Annotated in this window: 14 protein-coding genes and 1 pseudogene; 4 read left to right on the top strand and 11 right to left on the bottom strand. The window is 69.7% G+C overall.

Translation table 11 applies throughout. The features are described from left to right. Window positions 1–776: 776 nt before the first annotated feature. The 3 genes from ABT009_RS46155 to ABT009_RS46145 all read right to left on the bottom strand — a co-directional run bounded on the left by ABT009_RS46155 (window position 777) and on the right by ABT009_RS46145 (window position 4,404). Window positions 777–1,034 carry a hypothetical protein gene (locus ABT009_RS46155; protein ID WP_351309061.1) on the bottom strand — a complete coding sequence of 86 codons (258 nt, stop codon included), beginning with the start codon at window positions 1,032–1,034 and terminating at the stop codon, window positions 777–779. Window positions 1,035–1,587: 553 nt separating this feature from the next. Continuing rightward, window positions 1,588–2,862, bottom strand: a complete 1,275-nt coding sequence (locus ABT009_RS46150) for an SGNH/GDSL hydrolase family protein (protein WP_351309059.1) — start codon at window positions 2,860–2,862, stop codon at window positions 1,588–1,590. A gap of 408 nt (window positions 2,863–3,270) precedes the next feature. Then, window positions 3,271–4,404 carry a hypothetical protein gene (locus ABT009_RS46145; protein ID WP_351309067.1) on the bottom strand — a complete coding sequence of 378 codons (1,134 nt, stop codon included), beginning with the start codon at window positions 4,402–4,404 and terminating at the stop codon, window positions 3,271–3,273. Between the two features lie 504 nt (window positions 4,405–4,908). Here ABT009_RS46145 and ABT009_RS46140 point away from each other — a divergent pair. Both ABT009_RS46140 and ABT009_RS46135 read left to right on the top strand, forming a co-directional pair. Then, entirely contained in the window at window positions 4,909–5,118 is a 210-nt protein-coding gene (locus ABT009_RS46140; RefSeq protein ID WP_351309056.1) for a hypothetical protein, read from the top strand. Between the two features lie 76 nt (window positions 5,119–5,194). Continuing rightward, a pseudogene (locus tag ABT009_RS46135) lies at window positions 5,195–5,329 on the top strand (IS5/IS1182 family transposase); the annotation flags it as partial. A gap of 172 nt (window positions 5,330–5,501) precedes the next feature. On the opposite strand, the gene ABT009_RS46130 reads toward ABT009_RS46135, so the two are convergent. The 7 genes from ABT009_RS46130 to ABT009_RS46100 are packed head-to-tail and all read right to left on the bottom strand — an operon-like array spanning window position 5,502 to window position 13,330. Beyond that, window positions 5,502–6,536, bottom strand: a complete 1,035-nt coding sequence (locus tag ABT009_RS46130) for a 2-hydroxyacid dehydrogenase (RefSeq protein WP_351309054.1) — start codon at window positions 6,534–6,536, stop codon at window positions 5,502–5,504. Continuing rightward, window positions 6,533–7,177 (bottom strand): histidine phosphatase family protein, encoded by a 645-nt coding sequence (locus ABT009_RS46125; protein ID WP_351309051.1) that lies wholly within the window; start codon window positions 7,175–7,177, stop codon window positions 6,533–6,535. The genes ABT009_RS46130 and ABT009_RS46125 overlap by 4 nt, the downstream gene beginning before the upstream one ends. Further along, window positions 7,174–8,661, bottom strand: a complete 1,488-nt coding sequence (locus ABT009_RS46120) for an FGGY-family carbohydrate kinase (protein ID WP_351309048.1) — start codon at window positions 8,659–8,661, stop codon at window positions 7,174–7,176. The genes ABT009_RS46125 and ABT009_RS46120 overlap by 4 nt, the downstream gene beginning before the upstream one ends. Continuing rightward, window positions 8,658–10,166 carry an FGGY family carbohydrate kinase gene (locus tag ABT009_RS46115; protein WP_502990094.1) on the bottom strand — a complete coding sequence of 503 codons (1,509 nt, stop codon included), beginning with the start codon at window positions 10,164–10,166 and terminating at the stop codon, window positions 8,658–8,660. Before ABT009_RS46115 ends, ABT009_RS46120 begins: the two co-directional genes overlap by 4 nt. Next, window positions 10,163–11,413, bottom strand: a complete 1,251-nt coding sequence (locus ABT009_RS46110) for a sugar ABC transporter permease (RefSeq protein WP_351309044.1) — start codon at window positions 11,411–11,413, stop codon at window positions 10,163–10,165. The genes ABT009_RS46115 and ABT009_RS46110 overlap by 4 nt, the downstream gene beginning before the upstream one ends. Beyond that, window positions 11,410–12,228 (bottom strand): ATP-binding cassette domain-containing protein, encoded by an 819-nt coding sequence (locus ABT009_RS46105; protein WP_351309064.1) that lies wholly within the window; start codon window positions 12,226–12,228, stop codon window positions 11,410–11,412. Before ABT009_RS46105 ends, ABT009_RS46110 begins: the two co-directional genes overlap by 4 nt. A gap of 28 nt (window positions 12,229–12,256) precedes the next feature. Next, window positions 12,257–13,330, bottom strand: coding sequence for an ABC transporter substrate-binding protein (locus ABT009_RS46100; RefSeq protein ID WP_351309043.1), 1,074 nt, complete (start codon window positions 13,328–13,330; stop codon window positions 12,257–12,259). A gap of 303 nt (window positions 13,331–13,633) precedes the next feature. Between ABT009_RS46100 and ABT009_RS46095 the strand changes: the two genes are divergently transcribed. Then, window positions 13,634–14,440 (top strand): DeoR/GlpR family DNA-binding transcription regulator, encoded by an 807-nt coding sequence (locus tag ABT009_RS46095; RefSeq protein ID WP_351309040.1) that lies wholly within the window; start codon window positions 13,634–13,636, stop codon window positions 14,438–14,440. Between the two features lie 30 nt (window positions 14,441–14,470). Here the strand turns inward: ABT009_RS46095 and ABT009_RS46090 are convergent, their stop codons facing one another. Beyond that, complete coding sequence (locus ABT009_RS46090) at window positions 14,471–14,617, bottom strand: hypothetical protein (protein WP_351309037.1); 147 nt, start codon at window positions 14,615–14,617, stop codon at window positions 14,471–14,473. A 608-nt stretch (window positions 14,618–15,225) separates the two neighbouring features. Here ABT009_RS46090 and ABT009_RS46085 point away from each other — a divergent pair. Then, the gene (locus ABT009_RS46085; protein ID WP_351309035.1) at window positions 15,226–16,749 is read left to right on the top strand and encodes a glycosyl hydrolase family 28 protein; all 1,524 of its coding nucleotides are present in this window, start codon (window positions 15,226–15,228) and stop codon (window positions 16,747–16,749) included. Window positions 16,750–17,198: the final 449 nt, after the last annotated feature.

Genomic DNA, 17,198 nt, shown 5'->3' with positions numbered 1-17,198 from the left:
CGACTACCTGGAGAGTGCCGAACCCTTCGATGCCGCGTACGCCATCGGCACCCTGGCCTTCATCGACCCATACCGTGCCCTGCCCGCCCTACGCGTACAGCACACCTCCGGCGGCGACCGCAGCTGACGGCATCGCATGACCTCCGATGCGGACTCGAGCCAGGGGCCGGCACCGGGACTTCCGCCTGCTGTCTGTGTCATGTGGCAGTCTCCGGCCATGACTTGCGACCTTGCCGCCTGGGAAGGCTCCCGTCCGGCCGATGACGCCACTGCTGGCGGTCACGTCCGCTACCCTGCTGGCCAGCTCTTCAGCGAGCTCTACTGCCGGTACATCGACATTCACACCGGCGTGGACCACCCTCCGACCGAGCGCATAACGGCGTATGTCGCGGCACTTCACCAGCGATGGCCCGCATGACAGAGGACGAGGACGACGTCTCGCCGTGGTGCAGAGGGCCGCTGATCGATGAGTCGAGCGGCCCGCTGAATCGGGTTCGAGGCGGGTCTGCAGCACCGACTGCCACCACTCCCACGTTTTGCGGCACATGCTCGGGGAGTCGGCGGAGGCCATGTCCTGTACCGGGTCGTCGACAAAGGCGATAGTGGCGCCCTTACCGGTGAGGCTGCCCCTGTCCCGACCCCGGACCAGACACCATCCAGCAAGATCTACCTCGACCTAACGGAGTCCTACCAGGTCGGGCACCAACTCGCAGGCGAGGATGGGTTTGACGTATCCGTGGAACAGGAATGTGCGGCCTTGGTACCCCTATGCAAGATCAAAATAATGGACAAAGGTACGTCACCTCCGAGATGTACGCGGCCTTCGGCCGTGAAATGCCGGGAGGGAGGGGCGCCGCCGAATGGCCTCGGTCACCGGGATCGTGGATGACGAGCAGGTCGAGTACCGCCTCACCGGTCATTCCGGTTGTTACGTCCAGCACGACGGCGAAAGCCTCGCCGCGGTCGGCCAGACCTCGGGCACCGTCCTCGACGAGGCAGACAAGACGACCGTCCGCACCCTGAACAACGTCCACCCCCTCAGCGGCGAGCAGTTGGTGTGCCGGACCGCGCGCACCCGCGCGCCAAGGCGACCGGTGCCCGGCTGGTCGAGGCGATCGAGGCGGCCGCCGAAGCCGCCGGGTGTGAGCCAGCCGACCTGTTTGCCGACAAGCCGAAGCAGATTAAGAAGTACGCCACCTTGGCGCGGATGGTGCACTGCGGGCACTGGACCTCGCAGGGGTCACGGCGCAGGTCGGCCGCCGAACCGCGAGGTATCCGGAACGACGCGGACGCTGACGCGGTCCGCTTCACGCCCTCCGGGGCTTCGGGCCATCGGGAGGGATCACCTCCTGATGACCACCCCTCGGCGGGAGCGGCTGTGTAGGCGTGGGCGGTGCCGATGGAGATGCCGAAGCTGGCCGCGATCTGCCGGATCGGCCGACCGGCGGCATTGAGGTCGAGGACCTTGCGCCGGAACTCGGGCGGGTAACTGCGGGGCAGTGGAGCCTCCTTGAGTGTCTGGAGCATCAGCGGTCCAGCAAGGTGACTCCACCAGTCCCGGGGCACATCACCGCCGACTGTACTGCCTCAACGATTCTTCAGGATCATGTTGAGGTCGATCGCGTCGGCCATCGCGTCGTAGCCCAGATCGCCCGGGTGCAGGTGGTCGCCCGAGTCGTAGGCCGGGAGCATGTACGACGGGTTGGCGGTGTCGCGCACCGCCTTGTCGAAGTCGATGACGCCGTCGAACCCGCCGCTGGTACGGATCCACTGGTTGACGGCCAGGCGCTGCTGCTCACCGTAGGCGGTGCCGTAGTCGCCGCCGAACCGGCCGTTGGAACCCATGAAGGGCACCAGTGTGCCGCCATAGATCTTCAGCCCGTGGGCGTGCGCCCGGTCGATGATCTCCTGGTAGCCGGAGATCAGGGACGACGCGCTGGCGCCAGCCGCGCCGATGTCGTTGATCCCCTCCAGCATGATCACAGTCTTGACACCGCTCTGGTCGAGCACGTCACGGTCCAGGCGGTGCAGGGCGCTGATCCCGAAGTAGACCGGGACGCGGTCGACCAGCACCTCGTTGCCGCTGATGGCGGCGTTGGCCACGGCAGGGACGGAGCCGGGCAGCGCCGACAGGCGGCGGACCAGGTAGTTCGGCCAGCGGTGGTCGGCGTTCAGGGTGGAGGCGGCGCCGTCGGTGATGGAGTCGCCGAGGGTGACGATGGTGCCGTCGGCGTCGCGGTTGCGCACCACGTCGACGCCGTCGACCAGCATCATGCAGGTGATGGACGTCGGGTAGCCGGAGCCGCCGCTGCTGTCGGCGTGGTCCCCGGCGCCGGATATGAAGCTGTGCTGCATGCCGAGGCGGTGGTTGGTGACGGGGCCGGTAGCGCCCGGCACGTACACGCTCACCGACAGGTGCGCGAGCTCCTTGACGCTCAAGTTCACCGGGTCGCTGAACCGCTCCGCCCCGGCCGGCACATCGACGGACTTCTTGCCCGAGAAGGTAAGTTCGCGCAGCGTGCCGGGCTGGAGGGAGGCACCGGTGCTCTGACGGGCCACGGTGGCGTGGCCGACGTGCAGGTCGCTCGTCCCGAACGAGTTGCTCAGCCGGACGCGGATGCGGTCTCCGGCCGCCCCAGTGGTGACGACGTTGCGGACCGTCTGGTCCGTCAGACCCTCGGCGCTGGGGCACGTGGAGGTCGAGGTGATGCCCTGCACCGGGCTGCCAGCCCAGGCCGTCGACCACTGGCCGACGGCGGCCCCGGAGTCGGCCGAGGAAGGGACGGCCACGGCAAGCGAAGCGCCCGCGGCGAGGGCAGTGGAGAGGGCGACGATGGCGGTGCGTAGGCTCGGTCTGGCCATGGAGTCTCCTGATCCGATGCTGGCGTTGGTGCTTGCGGTCGCGCACGTGCAGTGGGGATGGGAGTCGACGCGCCAGGTGACGTGCCATCACCTGGCGATTGCCGGATCGAGTCGGCCCAGGACTCCTATCTGTGACCTGGCCGCAAGGTAGAGGCTCCCTGGCTGGTCAGCGCACCGAAGGAGGTGCGCAGTGCGACGGAGCTCCCCGAAGCGTCGGGAATCGACCGATGCGTTTCCGCAGGTCGGCAGTGTCGGCAACCCGTGCCGAGAATCAACGTCGGTAAACGGTCCGATCCGGCACTCGTACCTTGCACCTGGGGTCACGAATAGGAGCCCTGGGCCGAACTTGGCCGGGCGGGGGCCCTTGGCGGGCCCGTCATGCTGCCAGGCCGAGGACCGTGGAGGTCCTCATTGCCCGCGAGGAGTGACAGCCACCCGCTCGAAGGGGGTGGGGGTCTTGCCGGTCCAGCGGTAGAGGTAGACCTCGCCCTCCGACTTCTGCACGCCGCCGTCGTCCACGGGCCGGCCCTCCGCCACGTAGTAGTAGCCGCCGCCGAGGACGTGGAAGCCGTAGTTGCCGTGGAACTCCCAGCCTCGGATCCCGGTGGCCGGGTCATACAGCCCGTCCGGGCGGAGGGTCAGCAGCTCGCGGGTCTCGGGCTCCGGCTGCCCGACGATCTCGCCGCGCTCGGGCTCGGCGGTGGCGTCGACGGTGAAGAAGGAGTAGTTCGGGAAACCCTCCTTCTTCCCCCGGTAGACAGCCATGATCCAGCTCTTGGTGTACGGGTCGTACTGCAGGTTCTGCACGCCGTAGGTGGTGTTGCCGGTGTACACGAAGTACTTCCCGTCGGGGCGCTTGGGGCCGCTGCGGTGCGGTGCGCTCTGCGTCAGCGGCCGCTCGTACTTCTGCCAGTCGCTGATGTCGTACTCGAGGACGACCTGGTGGTCGTTGTCGGTGCGGGAGGTGTTGGAGTAGATCCCATAGGCGACCATGAGCTTCTGCTCCCCGCCCCGCTCGCCGAAGCCCGGGCCGAAGGAGACGCCGTCGATGCCGCTGCAGCCGTAGCGGTGGTCGGCCGTGTCTGCGGTGTCGCCGTCGAAGACGCCGTCGCCGTCCATGTCGGCGGTGAAGTCCTCGACCACCTCGTCGAGATGGACGGCGGTCATGACCCCGTCGGTCTCGGCGTCCATCCCGACCCGATTGATCCGGTCCCCGTCGAAGACGGCGATATAGAACGCCTCCGCCGCCTTGTACTCCAGCGACCCGTAGACGCGCCCGTCCTCGTGGTTGAGGTCGATGTCGCCCAGGTGGCCGGTCAGGCCCTTGACCGTTCCGACGACGTTGCCCTGCAGATCGGTCTTCACCAGCATCTGGGTGAACGACCAGTACGCATAGCCCTTCTTGGTGTCCACGGTGACGCCCTGCAGATGACTGGTCGGCCACGCCCCGCCGTAGATGTGCGTCGGCAGCGAGGGGGCAGCCCGCTCCGGAGCTGCGGTGGCGGTGACGCTCGGTGCCAGCAGGGAGGCCGATGCGGCCATCGCGGCGACGACGACTGCTCTGCGTGTGTGCACGCGCGTTCCCTTCGTCGGGTACGTCGATAGATCGCTATGAGGCAACTCACAAGAAACTCAGGAACCATATGAGTGTCAACTGATCCTGAGAACTGAACAGCCACGGTGCTACTTTGATTGACCATCATGTTCGCTCAGTTGGTGTTCACGAACATTGATGTGTCGTGCCTCCTTCGCAGGACGTAGGGCAGCGCCGCTCCGCGAGGCGGAAGGCACCCGCACGGAGAACGCGACACGGGGGACGAAACCGACACGCAAGGACCTGTTCACTTCACGTGAGACGAACAGGAGCCCTCGCGAGGGCAGTTACCGATCAGACCTGCTCGCGGAGAAGTCGGCGAGCAGGGTGATGGCGGCGTGGGAGGCCGGGTGCAGGTCGTGGCTGCGCCAGATGAGGTGAACAGGGACGGACGGTCCGCGGCGCGCAGCGGGCGGTAGGCGATGCCGTCGGCGGTACTGGGTGACGGTGGCGTGAGGGGTGACGCCGACGCAGCAGCCGTGTCCGCGCTGCTCTACCTGCCGGTCGGCATCACGGTGCTGTGGCACCGTCCGCTCACCCTCGCCCCCCTGGCCTACGTCCTGCCCCCGGGGTGCTGCGGCCCGCAGCCAGCGCCTGACCCGCAGGCCCACTCGACCAGCAGCCACCCCGTCTGCGTGCGCAGTCCTCACAACCGCCGGTGACGGGAGCACGGCGCCAGCCGGCGTGCGCGGGCGGGTGTGTCGCCATGGCGCGCTGCTCGGCGGCGCGTGCGTCTGCTGCGCCTGGCGGGCGCTGCCGCCGTGCTTGTATCTCGAAGCAACCGCCCGCGGCCGATCTTTGATCTGGTCGCGTGCCGGCGTGTGGGGCCGACTATATGAAGCCGTCCTGCATCGGCTGGGCGACGCCGTTCTGAAGCCGATGGTGGCGGGCCACCAGGTCCAGGCGCTGGCGTTTGACCCCGAAGCGTGCGCTGTGGCAGGGACTCCGGCGGAATGGGCCATACCGTGCACCCGATCCGGACTCCGTGCCACATCCGCTCCCCGAGGTTGCGCTGCACCTGGCGGGCGGGTCCAAGGACGGCGGATCAGGCGGGGCGCGCCAGGGCTTGCGGGTTGGCGCAGTGCCGCAGGGTGCGGCCCGTCAGGTAGCGGTCCACCTCCGCGGCGACGATCGCGGCGGCGTTCAGCGCGGTCTGCCTGCTGGCGCCGGCGAGGTGCGGCGTCATGACGAGGTTGGGGGTGGTCAGCAGGCGCGAGTCCGCGGGGAGAGGCTCGACGGGGTAGACGTCGAAGGCGGCGCCGAAGAGGCGGCCGGCGTCGAGGGCGTCGCAGACGGCGTCGTAGTCGACCAGGGAACCGCGGGCGCAGTTGACCAGCACGCCGCCCGGGGGCATTAGCTCGATCCGCCGCCGGGACAGCAGGCCGGCGGTCTCCGCGGTGGCGCGGGCGTGGACGGTGACGAATGTGGCGCGCCGCATGAGGTCGTCGAGGTTGGTGAGCTCGTACGGGGCGACGTCGGCCGCGGCGGCAAAGGGGTCGGCCACCAGTACCTGGGCGCCGAAGCCGCTGACGATGCGGGCGACCCGGGAGCCGATGGCGCCGTAGCCCACGATGCCGACCGTGCTGCCGGCCAGCTCCGGGCCGACCTTGTCGTACATGTAGTAGTCGCCCCGCCAGGTGCCGGCGGTGAGGTCTGTGTGGGTGGCGGGGACGCGGCGGGCCGCGGCCAGCATGAGGCCGACGGTGTGCTCGGCGGTGGCGGTGGCGTTGCGGCCGGGCGCGAAGGAGACTGCGACGCCGTGCCTCGTCGCCGCGTCCAGGTTGGCGTTGACCGGGCCGCCCCTGCTGACGCAGAACAGCCGCAGGTCGGGGCTGGCCTTCAGGACCCGCTCGGTGAGCGGCGCCATCTGCGTGACGCAGATCTCCACCCCGTCGAGTGCCTCGATGAGCTGGTCCTCGGTGCCGGATGCCTCGTGCACCTCGGCGACGTCGCCGAAGGGCTCGACGGGCCAGGGCAGGGTGAGTTCGCGGACGGTGGCGTCGGGGGCGACGGGGCGGAGCCGGTCGCGGAACAGGGAGTTGCTGACGAAGTGGTCGCCGGCGGTCAGGATGGTGGTCACGTGGGTGCTCCTGAGGTGACAGAGGTCACGGAGGTCACGGGGCAGTTCAGCGCCAGCAGCGAGGGCACGCCGTCGCGGAGGATCAGCTCGTTCAGCGCGCAGTTGGCCAGGAAGGGGAAGAACTGGCGGTAGGAGCGCAGCGGCAGCCCCAGCATGCGGCAGAGGGTGAGCCGGATCGCCGTGGAGTGGGCGACGACGAGGACGCGGCCGCCCTCGGGGTGGGTGGCCTTCAGGTCGGCGAGAAATGCCAGATAGCGGTCGGTCGCGTCGAGCGGGTTCTCCCCCTTGGGGAAGTGGTTGCGCACCGGGTCGTCCTGGAAGGCGGCGAGGTGGTCGGGGAAGCGCCGGCTCATCTCGTCGCGGGTGAGGCCTTCGGCGATGCCGAAGTCGAGCTCGCGCAGCCGCGGGTCCACCTCCAGCGGCAGCCCGGTGTGCGCCGCGCTGTCCCGCGCGGTCTCCTGGGACCGCACCTGGGGGGAGGCCCAGATGGCGGTCAGGCCCGCCTGCTTGGCCCAGGCGGCGAGCGCGCGGGCCTGGGCGTAGCCGCGCTCGGTGAGGGCGATGTCGGTGCCGCCGGCATACCGGTTCTCGGCGTGCCAGACGCTCTCCCCGTGCCGTACGAAGATGACGTGAAGGCTCATCGCGCGGTCCTCTCGCGCGCGTGGGCGGCGACCGGGCTGGGGAGCCAGCCGCGCTCCGCGAGCAGGTCGAGCAGCTGGAGGTAGCGCTCCTCGTGGATGGTTTTCACAGAGCTCCGTGGTTCGAGGGTGTGGTCGGGGCGCACCATCGCGGCGGCGGCGACGTCGAGGGTGTCCCGGGTGGACGCGGCCAGGACGGCCATGCCGAGTGCTGGCTGGGCGTGGCGCGGCAGGGTGACCGGGCGCTGCAGCACATCGGCGCGGAGCTGGTTCCACACTGGGTTCCGGGTCGCGCCGCCGGTGAGGACGACGGCGCCGTCCGTCGGGGCGCCGAGGTGGTCCACATAGTCGAAGCAGAGCCGTTCGACGTACGCGGCCCCCTGAAGCAGCGCAGCGAACGCCTCGGCCGGTGAGGCGGGCTCCCGGCTGGAGAAGGCGCGGGCGTCCGGGGCGGCGAAGGGGAACCGCTCCCCCGGCGAGACAAGCGGGTAGCGCAGCAGGTCCGTGGGGAGCAGCGGCGCGGCCTCGGCGGTGAGCCGGTCGAGGCCGGCGTGCGCGAACTCCCGGGCGATCAGCCCGGCGCCCACGCTGGAGGCGCCGCCGGGCAGCCAGTGGCCTGACGGGGAGCGGTGGGAGTAGACGACGCCGTGCGGGTCGCGTACGAGGTCCTTACTGACGCCCTTGAGTACCAGGGTGGTCCCCATGACGGAGTTCCAGCTGCCGACGGCGGTCGCGCCGGAGCCGAGCTGCGCGGCGCAGCCGTCGGTCATCCCGGCGACGACGGGGGTGCCCTCGGCCAGGCCGGACTCGGCGGCGGCGCCCGCGCAGACGCCGCCGATGACCGTGCCAGGCAGGACGAGTCCGGGCAGCAGCCTGGGCGCGATGTCCAGCGCCGCGAGCACCTCCTCGGGCCACGTCACGGCCGCGGCGTCGGCGCCGGTCTTCAGGGCGTTGCTGGTGTCGGTGGGCACGTCGTGCCCGACGAGCGCGCGGTTGACCACGTCGTTCTGGTGAACCAGCCGCCAGCCGTCGGCGGCGGCCCGGGGGTGCCGGTCGAGCAGCCAGCGCAGCTTGGGCAGGCCCCAGGAGCGCTGCATCCGGCGGTAGCCGGCCTTCTTCCACTGCTGTTCGCCGACGGCGTTGACCTGGTCCGCCTCGGCGGTGGCGCGGCCGTCGTCGTACATCAGGGCCGGGGTCGTGCACCGGCCGCCGCGGTCCATCAGGGCGATGGTGCCGGAGGTGGCGTCGACGGCCATGCCCCGGACGCGGCCGAGGTCGGCGCCGGCGGCGCGGGCCTGGCCGAGCGCGGCGCACACCGCCGGCCACCAGGACTGCGGGTCCTGCTCATGGCGGCCGCCCCGGCGGCGGCTGCTCAGCGGGGCGGAGCCCTGGCCCAGGAGCCGGCCGTCGGAGGCGGCGACCACAGCCCGGACGCCCTGGGTGCCCAGGTCGATGCCCAGCCAGGCGTCCTCGTGGTATTCGGTCATGCGCCGGCACCACCGATGGGGCCGCTCCCGCCGCCGTCGTGCCAGGCCGGCTGGTGTGTCTCCCGCAGCCGCAGGAAGCCGCGGTACCGGTCGCCGTAGCCGTCGGCGGCCTGCGCATCCGGTTCGTAGGTGGCGGCGGTGCGCACATGCCGGGCGGCTGCGGTGCAAAAGTCCGGCTCGCGGCCGGTGGCGACCAGGCCGGTGAGCCAGGCGCCGCGGGCGCCGACCTCGGCGTCGACGGGGATGGTCACGGGCAGCCCGGTGACGTCGGCGATGAGCCGCATCCAGAAGTCGCTTCTGGTGCCGCCGCCGCAGAGCGCCAGCCGGTCCGGCAGGGCGGGCGATGCGGCCAGGCAGTCGCGGATGGCCATGGTCACTCCCTCCACCAGCGCGCGGGCGACGTCCTCCCGGCCCGCCTCCAGGGACAGGCCGGCCAGCGAGCCGCGGGCGGCCGGGTCGAAGAACGGCGCGCGTTCGCCAGCGGGCGAGAGGTACGGCAGGAACCGCACGCCGGCCGCGTCGGGCCGGCCCTGTGCCGCCAGGGCCATGAGCGCGGCGACGGAGTCGAGGCCGAGCATCCGGGTTCCCCAGTCCAGCACATCGCCACCGCTCATGGTGGGGAAGGCGCGCAGATAGCGGTCCGGCACCCCGAGGGTGACGGTGATGCCCACCGGGTCCTCGGTGACCACCTCGTCGGTGACGATCTCCGTGGACAGGGTGGTGCCGAGGATGCAGCAGGCCTGTCCCGGGGACACCGCGCCGGCGCCGATGGCGGTCGCGCAGATGTCGTACGGGGCGAGCACCACGGGGATGCCGGCCGGCAGTCCGGTCTCCTCGGCCGCCGCGGCGGTCAGGGAGGTGACGCGGTGGTCGTCGTCACGCAGGTCGGGCAGCAGCCGCCGGGCCCAGGGCATGCCGTACAGCTCGAGCAGCCGGTCGGACCAAGCGCGCTTGCGCACGTCCAGGAACGGCGCCGAGGCGTCCGACTCGTCGACCGCCGGCTCGCCGGTCAGCCGTAGATAGAGCCAGCCGCCGCAGGTCAGCACATGGCTGGAGCGCTCGATCCGCTCGGGGTCGTGGGCACGCAACCAGGCGAGCGCGGCATGCGGCATGCCGGTGGACAGACGGGAGCCGCAGATGCGGAACGCCTCCTGCACGGTGCCGTCATGCTCCCAGTCGGTGAGCAGGTCCGCGGTCCTGCCGTCGTTCCAGAGCACGGCTGGCCCGGTGGGGCGGTTCCGGTCGTCGACGAGCCAGGCACCGTCGCCCTGGGCGGTGACGGCGACCATGCCTGGCGGCTCGGGCAGCTGGGCGGCGACCTCGCGGGTGGCGTCGGCCACCGCGGCCCACACCTCGGCCATGTCCTGCTCGGACCAGCCGGGGTGCGGGCGCAGCACCCGGGTCGGGCGGCGGCCGACGGCCAGCTCGGTGCCGTCGTCGGCGTAGCCGACGGCCTTGACGAGCGTGGTGCCGGCGTCGATGGCGATCGCGGTCACCTGCCTCATCCCCTTCCGTGCGCCTGCCGCGAGCGGCGGGCGGCAGAGTCGAGGGCGACGGCGATGAGCAGCACCGCGCCCGTGATCACGAACCGGTACGAGGAGTCGAGGTTGAGCAGCGTGAGGCCGCTGGAGATCGACTGGATGACCAGCACGCCGAGGAGCGCGGCGAAGGCCGTGCCGCGCCCGCCGAACAGGCTGGTCCCGCCGATCACCGCGGCGGCGATGGCGTTGAGGTTGACGTCCGCGGTGCCGGTGCTCTGGTTGGCGGCGGCCAGTCGGGAGGCGAAGAGGATGCCGCCGAGCGCGGCCAGGCTGGAGCACATGACGAACGCCGAGGTGTAGACGCGCGGCACGTTGATGCCGGCCCGGCGGGCGGCCTCCGCGTTGCCGCCGACGGCGTAGATCGACCGGCCGAACTTGGTGTGGCCGAGCGTGTAGTGCACCCCTAGCACCAGGGCGACGAAGAGGACGAACATCCAGGCGACGCCGCGGGTGCGGTTCAGGTAGTAGACGGCGAACAGCAGCACCACGAGCAACAGCAACGACTGCGCGAGCAGCCACTGGACCGATGAGGAGGACAGGTCGGCGCGGCGGCGGCTGCGGGTGCGCATCCACCCGGCGGCCAGGAACCCGCCGGCGGCGGCGACGGCCAGCAGATAGGACAGCCAGCCGGGGACGAACCACACCTGGGCGAACTTCACCAGGGCGGAGTCGTACGGGATGTTGATCGCGTTCTGCCCGCGCAGCAGCCACAGTTGGGCGCCGAGGAAGGCCAGCAGCCCGCCCAGGGTGGCGACGAAGCTGGGCACGCCGAAGCGGTTGAACGCCTGCCCGTAGATCCCGCCGATCAGGCAGCCGGCGGTCACGGCCGCGAGGATCGCCAGCACCATGGGCTGCTCGTACCGGACCATGACGACCGCCGTGGTGGCGGCAGAGACGCCGCTGACCGAGCCCACGGAGAGGTCGATCTGGCCGACCAGCAGCACGCAGACGATGCCGAGCGCGATGACGCCGATCGGCACCATGTCGAAGGACAGGTTCACCAGGTTGGTGCTGGAGAGGAACGTCTGGTTCAGGGCCTGGAAGATCGTCCAGATCACCACGATGCCGGCGACGACGGGCAGCATGCCCAGGTCGCCGTCCCGCGCCCGGCGGGCCGCGGCGCGGATGTTCCCGCCGATGCCCTGCGGGGCGGCGAGGCGTTCGTCCTGCAGGTCGGTGGCCGGTGCCACCGAGGTGTCGAGGGAGGTCACGGCACTTCCTTCTCTGTCCGCGGGGCGGCGGCACGGCGGGCGGCGCGCCGCGCGACCACGTTGTCGGCCGCGCCGGTGATCGCGGCCACGACGTCTTCCGAGGAGACGTCCGCGGCGTCGAACACGCCGTTGTTGCGGCCCAGCCTGAGCACCGCGACGCGGTCGGCGACCGCCCGGACGTCATCCATGTTGTGACTGATCATCACCACGCCGAGCCCGTTCTCGCGGAGCCGCTCGATCAGGTCGAGCACCTCGGTGGTCTGCGCGACACCGAGGGCAGCCGTGGGCTCGTCGAGGAGGATGACCTTGGGATCGCCCAGCAGACAGCGGGCGACGGCGACGGTCTGCCGCTGGCCGCCGGACAGGGCGGCCACCGGCACATCGAGCGTGGGGATCTTCGCGGAGAGCTCGCGCAGCAGCCGCCAGGAGTCCTTCTCCATCGCGACGTCGTCCAGCATCCAGGGCCGCATCTCCTGGCCCAGGAACAGGTTGGCCTTGACGTCGAGGTTCTCGCACAGCGCCAGGTCCTGGTAGACCGTGGCGATACCCATCTCGTGGGCGGCGGCCGGCGAGTCGAGGCGGACCTCCTCGCCGCGGAAGAAGATGGTCCCCGCGTCTGGTGTGTAGACGCCCGAGAGGACCTTCACCAGCGTCGACTTGCCGGCGCCGTTGTCCCCGACGATGGCCACCACCTCACCGGCCGCGACGTCGAGGTCGATGCCGGTCAGCGCGGCGACCGCGCCGAACTGCTTGCAGATCCCGCGCAGCGACAACACGGTGTCCGTGGCCGCGCCGGGAGCGGCGGGGGCTGTCATCATGACCCTTCCTCGATCCGGGAGCTCGCTACTTGATGCCCAACCGCTCGCAGTCGGGGGCGTAGTGGCGGGTGCACACGTCCTCGACCTGGAGCACGCCCTCGGGACCGAAGATGACCTTCTTGAGGTTCTTCTGCGTCACGACCGTCGGCTGGAACAGCTGCGACGGGGTGTCGAAGAGCGTGGTGTCGGCCTTGGGCTTCTTGCCCTGCATCAGGTCGTACGCGACCTCGGCGGCCGCCTCGGCGACGATCTTGATCGGCTTGGAGATGGTGTTGTACTGGTCGCCCGCGACGATGCGCTGGACGGCGGCCAGCTCGGCGTCGTTGCCGGTGATCGGCGGGACGTCGACCTCCGCGGCCTTGAACGCGGCGATCGAGCCGCCGCCGGTGCCGTCGTTGGCCGCCACCACGCCCGCGATGCGCCCCCGGTACTGGGCTATCTGCCCGCTCACCCACTGCTGGGCCTTCTCCGGCGACCAGTCCGGCGTGTCGTACTCGGCGAGCAGCTTCAGACCGCTGTCGTCGATGGCCTTGTGGATGCCCTTCTTGATCAGCCCGGCGGCCGCATCCGTGGGCGAGCCGTTGACCTGGAGCAGCCCGCCCTTTGCCTTGGTCTCCTTCAGGTGGTCGACCAGGGACTTGCCGATGGACTCGCCGATGGCCTCGTTGTCGAACGACACGTAGAAGTCCGCTGGCTTGGCAGGGATGGGGCGGTCGTAGGCGACCACCTTGACGCCCTGGGACTGCGCCGTCTGCACGATCGTCGCCGCGGACTGCGAGTCCACCGGGTCGAGCACGAGCACCTTGGCGCCCTGTGCCATCGCGGAGTTGGCCTGCTGCTGCTGGAGCGAGGCGTCGCTGTCGGCGTTCTGGTAGATGACCTTGCAGTCCGCGCACAGTTCGGCCATGCGCTTCCTGAACAGCGGCGCGTCGTACTGCTCGTAGCGAGTGGAGGCGAGGTCGGGCATCAGGAACGCGACCTTGCCGGAACCCGAACCTCCGCCCTTCGCGGCGTCCGCGGTGCCCGGCTCCTCGGCGCACGCGGTGAGGCTGCCCAGCGCGAGGATGCCGGCGAGAGCGAACCCGGGCAGTTTCCTCATGTTCCACTCCTTCGTGGGGCCGTTCTGGGGACGGTAGATTGCTGTGAGGTGACGCACACGTAACCGGTGGGCTCGCGAAAGTGTCAACCATTCCTGAGAATTGAACTTCAAGAGTTCACATTTGATCACTTACGATGTTCGCTAAGCTGGCACGTTCTAACATCCGCATGCCGTGCTCGTTGCCAACTATGCAGCGACACAGGTCAGTTGCGTCCGCGCCGCCTCGGGGGATTTCACGACAGGCGGGACGAAACCGACGCGCCCGAATGTGTTCTCTTCACAGAGAAGGAACAGGAGTCGTCGATGGGGCAAGAAGTGCAGCCGCCGGCCGACGAGGGCGGACGAAAGCCGCGCGAGCGGCGGGAGCAGATCAAGAGTCGCGTCGTGGACGAGGGCTTCGTCCGGATCGAACAGCTCGCCGAGGAGCTGGGCGTGACCCCGATGACCATTCGGCGCGACCTCGACCACCTGCAGAGCAAGGGATGGCTGCGCAAGGTGCGCGGCGGGGCGACGGCGCAGCCGTCGACGGCGTTCCACGGGGACGTCCGCCACCGCACGCAGGCCATGGCGGAGGAGAAGGAGGCCCTCGCCCGCACCGCGCTGCCCCTGGTCAAGCCCGGGCAGTCGGTCATCGTCGACGACAGCACCACGGCGCTCGCCCTCGCCCGGCTACTCACGCAGCGCGCGCCGCTGACGATCATCACCAACTTCGTGCCCGCGACCCAGTTCCTCGCCGGCAGCCCGGGCATCGAGCTCATCTCACTCGGCGGCACCTACTACCCGGCCTACGACGCCTTCCTCGGCGTCCGCACCGTCGACGCCGCGGGCAGCCTGCACGCCGACATGCTCTTCGCCTCGACGACCGCCATCACCCGCGGCCACTGCTACCACCAATCACAGGAGACAGTGGCGGTGAAACGGGCCCTGATGGCTGCGTGCCACCGCAAAGTCCTACTGGTGGACCACACCAAGTTCCGGCGCCGCGGCCTCTACCAACTGGCCCCTGTGACGGCGTTCGACCTCGTCATCGTCGACCCCGGCATTCCACCGGCTGACCTCGATACCCTCCAGGCACAAGGTGTGGATGTCATCGTCGCCGGCCGGGAGTGACCCGGGGCCTGTCAAACGAACGGCCCTGGCTCAGATGCGGCGCGTCGACCGGCGGATGACGATGTGCGTGCCCAGCATCAGGTGCTGGCCCTCGGGGCAGTTCGTCGCGGTGCAGCGCGAGCCGTCCAGAGGCGCGATGCGCGCGGGTGTGGGCGTTGACGACGTAGTCCAGCTCACGCCTGGCCCGCAGGACCTTGGCCTTGGTGGTGGGGGCGACGGGGTACGTACGTCCCAGGACGGCATCGAGCCGGATCGCCGCTGCGCCCGCTTCTGCGCTCCCCCTGCGATGACCTGTGTGTCCGGTCACGCATCGCCGCGTTCGGCCCGCATCGGCCGAGCGGCAGGACCAGTGCGAGCGGTCGGTGGCACGGGCACTGGGCGAGGCAGGCAAGGACCAGGGAGGGGTGGGCACTTGGTCAGTTCTTGCCACGTCTGTGCCGCTGCCGCCACGACGGCAGAACCGACGAACTGCCCGGTGCTGGAGCGACGGTGACGGAGCCGGGTGGCCGCTGTACGTCGGCGGTCCGCCATCGGCTGGGTGGCGAGCCGGCGGAACGGGCGCAGTCGCGCCTCGCGGCACGTCGCCGGCTCGTTCGGCCAGCCGCACGCATTCCACGGTGTCAGCAACCGGTTGTTTCGAAAACCCGCCGAACGCTTGACACAGATTTTACCGGTGTCGCAGATTCCCCCTGGCGGATCAATCCGCCTCCCACACGCCGCCGCAGCGTCGGGCTCTCCGCCTTTGTTCATGGATAGCCGCCGCGTATGTCCCAATAAGGAGCCCCATGAGCTCGTTCCTGTCTCGGCGAACCGCCCTCCAGGCCGCCGGCACCCTCACTGTGGGCGGTCTTGCGGCCGGTGTCGCCGGCACCGCGCAGGCTGCCGCCGCCACGGAAACCGGTTCCACGGGCGATATCGTCGTCGTCCACCCGACCCTTCCGCAGGTGCCCCTCAACAACTCCTTCACCGTCAAGATCCGCCCCCTCGGTGGCAGCTGGCAGAGACTCGACGTCTACCTGGCCAAGCTGGCGCTCATCGACCCGATCACCGGCAGCAACAAGGCGCAGAGCTCCTCCTGGGCCGCCTTCGACTTCTCCGGCACAGTGGAGGTGGAGGTCACCTACAACCCGGGCAGCGCCGAGAGGTTCCGCGTCCGCCCGGACTCGTACGGCATCAAGCCCGAGGTGCTCGGCAGCACCGCGCGCTTCACCCTGGACCGTCCCCGCAACATCGTCGTCCAGGTCGACGACAAGATCTTCGACTGCCTGCACCTGTTCGCGAACCCACTCGAGCAGAACCCGCCCGCCGAGGGCGACAAGCACGTCATGTACTTCGGGCCCGGTTTCCACACTCCCACCGACGGGGAGCTGACGGTGCCCAGCAACACCACCGTCTACCTGGCCCCCGGCGCGGTCCTCAACTCGTTCGTGCGCTTCGAGGGGGTGGAGAACTCCCGACTGATCGGCCGCGGCGTGATCTACAACTCCAAGTGGGGCGCGATGTTGATCCGCAAGTGCGAGAACATCACGATCGACGGCGTCACGATCCTCAACCCCCGCTACGAGAACATCAGGGTCGCCGAGTGCCAGAACCTCACCATCCGGAACCTGCGCGCCTTCAGCCAGCAGGGCTGGGGCGACGGCATCCAGCTCTACTGCTCCGAGAACGTCACGGTCGACGGCTGCTTCCTGCGCACGTCCGACGACTCCATCGCCCTCTACACCCACCGCTGGGACTTCTACGGCGACACCCGCAACATCACGGTCAAGAACTGCTCCCTGTGGGCCGATGTCGCCCACCCGATCAACATCGGCGTGCACGGCAACTCCGACGACCCGGAGATGCTGGAGAACCTGAACTTCGAGAACATCGACATCCTTGACCACCGCGAGCCGCAGGTGACCTACCAGGGTGCCATCGCTTTCATGGTCGGCGACAGCAACCTTGTCCGGGACGTGAAGTTCGACAAGATCCGCGTGGAGGACTTCCGCTGGGGCCAGCTCATCCACATGCGGGTCGAGTACAACCCGAAGTACAACACCTCGGCCGGCCGCGGCATCGAGTCCGTCTACATCAAGGACCTCAGCTACAACGGCAAGAACACCGACCTCTCGCTGGTGATGGGCCTGAGCGAGGAGCGCCTCGTCAAGGACGTCACGTTCGAGAACCTCCGCGTCAACGGCAGGGTGATCGCCGACAGCACGGGCAAGCCGAGGTGGTATCTGGCCGCCGACGGCGTGCCCATGCTCGTCAACGAGTACGTGCAGAACCTCCGCTTCCTCACCACCGAGGAGGCGGCGGCCCTGTGACCGCCGACGGTCGGCCCCGGCGTCTTCCGGATCGAACGCCGGGCTGACTCAGCCCCCCGACGACGAGCGGCCCAGGTCATTGACCTGGGCTTTCGCTTGGAGCGGGTAACGGGAATCCAACTCGCGCTCTCAGCTTGGGAAGCCAGAAGCCACGTTCATCCAGGGCCTGTTGGTGGGATTACTTACCTGGCAGAGCCACTGAACTCGGACACTGGCCCGTCACGGCGAGCAGGACGCCAGCTGTCGACAGACGGCCTCAGCTGACGGCGCCGCCCGCGGGCGTTTCCCCTGCCTCAACACGCTTTCGAAGTCTGCTGCTCCACGGAGTTCGTCATGCGGTGGAGGGGATCGTTTGGCGTGGGTCCGGTGCATGCGCCGTTTCCCTGGAAGATCCGGACTGACGTCCGTCGCCGCGGGCGACGCACCCTGACTCGCGGCCGAAAATCCTG

The organism is Streptomyces sp. NPDC002896 (assembly GCF_040295225.1).
In the GTDB taxonomy this organism is placed as follows: Bacteria; Actinomycetota; Actinomycetes; order Streptomycetales; family Streptomycetaceae; genus Streptomyces.
Note: the sequence above shows the minus strand (reverse complement) of the source record. Positions and strands in the feature narration are given on the sequence as shown.

Excerpts from the sequence above, each read along its gene's own strand:
- ABT009_RS46150 (WP_351309059.1), bottom strand. The coding sequence starts at position 2,862 with ATGGCCAGACCGAGCCTACGCACCGCCATCGTCGCCCTCTCCACTGCC.
- ABT009_RS46145 (WP_351309067.1), bottom strand. The coding sequence starts at position 4,404 with ATGGCCGCATCGGCCTCCCTGCTGGCACCGAGCGTCACCGCCACCGCA.
- ABT009_RS46125 (WP_351309051.1), bottom strand. The coding sequence starts at position 7,177 with ATGAGCCTTCACGTCATCTTCGTACGGCACGGGGAGAGCGTCTGGCAC.
- ABT009_RS46120 (WP_351309048.1), bottom strand. The coding sequence starts at position 8,661 with ATGACCGAATACCACGAGGACGCCTGGCTGGGCATCGACCTGGGCACC.
- ABT009_RS46115 (WP_502990094.1), bottom strand. The coding sequence starts at position 10,166 with ATGAGGCAGGTGACCGCGATCGCCATCGACGCCGGCACCACGCTCGTC.
- ABT009_RS46105 (WP_351309064.1), bottom strand. The coding sequence starts at position 12,228 with ATGACAGCCCCCGCCGCTCCCGGCGCGGCCACGGACACCGTGTTGTCG.
- ABT009_RS46100 (WP_351309043.1), bottom strand. The coding sequence starts at position 13,330 with ATGAGGAAACTGCCCGGGTTCGCTCTCGCCGGCATCCTCGCGCTGGGC.
- ABT009_RS46095 (WP_351309040.1), top strand. The coding sequence starts at position 13,634 with ATGGGGCAAGAAGTGCAGCCGCCGGCCGACGAGGGCGGACGAAAGCCG.
- ABT009_RS46085 (WP_351309035.1), top strand. The coding sequence starts at position 15,226 with ATGAGCTCGTTCCTGTCTCGGCGAACCGCCCTCCAGGCCGCCGGCACC.